Here is a 3,061-nt window from a genome sequence, read left to right as displayed (position 1 = left end):
CTCGCGCTGGCCATCGCCGCGCTGGGCGCCACCGCCCTCGCGATGCTCGACCGCGGCGACCGCGACCAGGCCGCCTGCGCGGCCGGCGCGGATCTGCGCGGTGGGGCCGGGCCGGAGGGCGCGGGCTTCGCGCCGCGCGCGGAGCGCCACACGCGCTACGCGCGGCTGCCCGGCGTCGAGGCGGTGACGCCGGTGGTGGACTGGGACGTCACCGTCGGCACGTCGTTCGCGGGGCTGACGGCGCTGGACTCCGCGGAGGTGCTGCCGACGCTCCGTACGGACGCCGCCGCGGGCCCCGTGCCCGCCGTACGGGACGGGGCCGGCCTGCCCCACGACGCGCTCGCCGCGCTCGGCGGCACCCACCCGGCGCCGGCCCACGGGCTGCCGCTGCCCGGCCGCCCCGACACCCTCGGCATGCGCGTACGACTCGACGCCGACGGCCCCGGCACCGCCGAGCCGTTCACGCTCCTCGTCACCCTGGAGGACGCCGACGGCCTCGCGCACACCGTCTCCGGCACCCTGCCGCCCGCCGACGGCCGGGCGCACCGGATGAGCCTCCCGCTGGGCGCGTACCAGCACCCGCTGCGGCTCACCGGGCTCCAGCTGCACACCGAGGAGGAGACCGAGCAGCGCACGTACCGGCTGAGGATCGACGACTTCGCCGCCGCCCCGGACGGCGTCCGCTGGCGGGACCTCATCGGCGGCGAGCGCCCCGACCGCGGCCTCGCCGGCTGCCCGGGCCGCACGCCGGAGCCGACGCGGGGCTTGCCGCCGCGGGTCGCCACCGGGTTCGTCCTCTGTGACACCCGCGACAGCCCCGGCGCGCTCTTCGACGGCGTGCTGCGCGGCCCGGACACGTCGCAGCCTCCGAAGCTGCTGAGCTGGCAGCTCCAGCTGGGCCCGGCCGGCCAGGACACGCCGCGGCCCGTGCCCGTGCTCGCCACCGACGCGCTGCTCGACGCGGGCCAGGCGGAGGTGGGCGAGGCCCTGCGGGCCGACCTGCCGGGCGGTACGGAGCTGCGCGCGCAGGTCGTCGGCCGCGTCGCCGCCGTCCCCGGCACCGACCCGGAGCGGGGGCGGCTGCTCGTGGACACCCGGGTGCTGGCCGCGTACCTGGTACGGGCCGGGCTCGACCCGCCGGTGGAGAGCCACTGGTGGCTGGCGGCCCGCGGCGGTGCCGCCGAGGAGGCGGCTGCCGCGCGTACGGCCGTCGAGCGGCGGCCGGAGCTGGGCACGGCGCGCGACGTGCCGGGGGAGCGGGCGGAGCTGGCGGCGTCGCCGCTGCGCGAGGGCACGGACGGGGCGCTGGCGCTGTGCCTGATGCTGGCGCCGGTGGCGGCCGTCGTCGGCTTCGCGCTGCACAGCGCGCTGGCCGTACGCTCCCGGGCCCGGGAGTTCGCGCTGCTGCGGGCGCTGGGGGTGCGGGCGCGGCAGCTGACGGCGCTGCTGTGGACGGAGCAGCTGTGCCTCGCGGCGTTCGCCGCCGCCGTGGGCACGGCGACGGGCGTGGCGCTGGCCGCGGCGGTGGTGCCGGCGGTCACGGTCACCGAGACCGGGGGCGCGGTGCACCCGGAGTTGGCGGCGGCGGTGCCGTGGGCGCGGGTGGCGGCGGTGGCGGCGGCGGTGACGCTGCTGATCTGCCTGGCGGTCACGGTGACGGCGCGGGCGCTGGCGCGGACGGACCTGGCGCGGGTGCTGAGGGCGGGGGACGAGTGAGGGGGCGGGCGAGCGGGCGGTGGTGGCGCCGGGGGCGTGCGGCGCGTACGGAGCCGGTGCTCGGCCCGGTCCGTACGAAGACGGCATCCGGTGCGGCCGGTACGGCCGCTCCCGCCCGCACCGCCCGCACCGCCCGCGGCCCCCGCGGCTGGCGTGAGGCGCGCGCCGACCTGCCCGCCTTCGGCTGCCTCGGCGCGCTCGTCGCGCTGCTCGCCGCCGTCGCGACCGCCGCGCCCCCGCTGCTCGACCGGGCGGCCGGCCGGGCGCTCGTGGACCGGATCGCGGCCGAGCAGGACGCCCGGCCGCTGCTCACCCGCACCGTTTCGTTCGGGCAGCCGGTCACCGGGCTGCCGGGGGAGGAGCGGAGCAGCGTCGCCGACGACCTGACGTGGGCCGAGCAGGACCTGACCAACGCCGTGCCCGCCCCGCTCGACGGCCTTCTCGACGAGCCCGTGCACCACGTCCTCGTCCCCGCCGCCACCCTCGACGCCCCCCGCGGGGACGCCGCCCTGTCCCTGCTCCACACCGGCGAGGCGCCCGGCCCCGCCGGCTACGCCGCCGGCCGCCCGCCCCGCCACACCGGCCCGGACGGTCCCGTGGAGATCGCCGTCTCCACCCGCACCCGCGACGCGCTCGGCCTCCGCCTCGGCGCGCGGCTGCACCTGACTCCGTACCACTCCCAGCTCGACACGCCCGTCGTCGTCACCGGCTTCCTCCGCCCCGACCCCGGCGGCCCCCGCGGCCGGCTCTGGCGCGCCCACCCCCTCCTGGCCGTCCCGCTCCCTGCCGGCCGCGGGCCGGCCGAGGCGCAGGCGCTGATCGCCCCCGGCGCGCTCGACGCGCTCCTGGACCGCGGGCTGCCGACGATCACCGTCGAGTGGCGGCTCCGCCTGCAGCTGGGCGACGCCGCCGACGAGCGCGACGAGCGCGCCGCGGCCGCCGCCCGCTTCACCGGCGACGACGGCCGCGCCACGCTGATCCGCGCCCTGGCCGCATACGACACCGCCAGCGCCGACAACTTCTGCTTCAGCGCCGGCACCGCCTGCATCTACGGCTCCCACCCCGCCGAGCGCCCGGCCCGCACCGACGAGGTCCAGCCGCTCGTCCGCGACTTCGACGCCGCGTGGGACGAGGCCGCCCTCGTCGTCTCCTTCGCGCTCGCCTCCGTCGTCGGCGTCGGCCTGGCCGCCGCCTTCGTCACCGCCCGGCTCGCGGTGCGGTGGCGGCTCGGCCACCACCGGCAGCACCGCGCCCGCGGCGCCGCCGCGTTCGGCGTCGCGCTCACCCGCGCCGCGCACTACGCGCCCGTGGCGGGCGCGGGGCTGGCGGCGGGCCACGTCGGGGC

At 80.2% G+C, this 3,061-nt stretch carries 2 protein-coding genes; both read left to right on the top strand.

Annotation, left to right across the window (positions count from 1 at the left end; translation table 11 throughout):
* On the top strand, window positions 1-1,716 hold a 1,716-nt coding region (locus ABD317_RS35265), incomplete at its 5' end, for an FtsX-like permease family protein (protein WP_344295798.1).
* Window positions 1,717-1,772: 56 nt separating this feature from the next.
* Window positions 1,773-3,061 (top strand): hypothetical protein (locus tag ABD317_RS35260; protein WP_344295796.1); only part of this gene is annotated, 1,289 nt, incomplete at its 3' end.

Source organism: Streptomyces synnematoformans (assembly GCF_039531005.1).
In the GTDB taxonomy this organism is placed as follows: domain Bacteria; phylum Actinomycetota; class Actinomycetes; order Streptomycetales; family Streptomycetaceae; genus Streptomyces; species Streptomyces synnematoformans.
The sequence above is the reverse complement of the archived record's forward strand: the minus strand, read 5'-3'. Positions and strand labels throughout refer to the sequence as shown.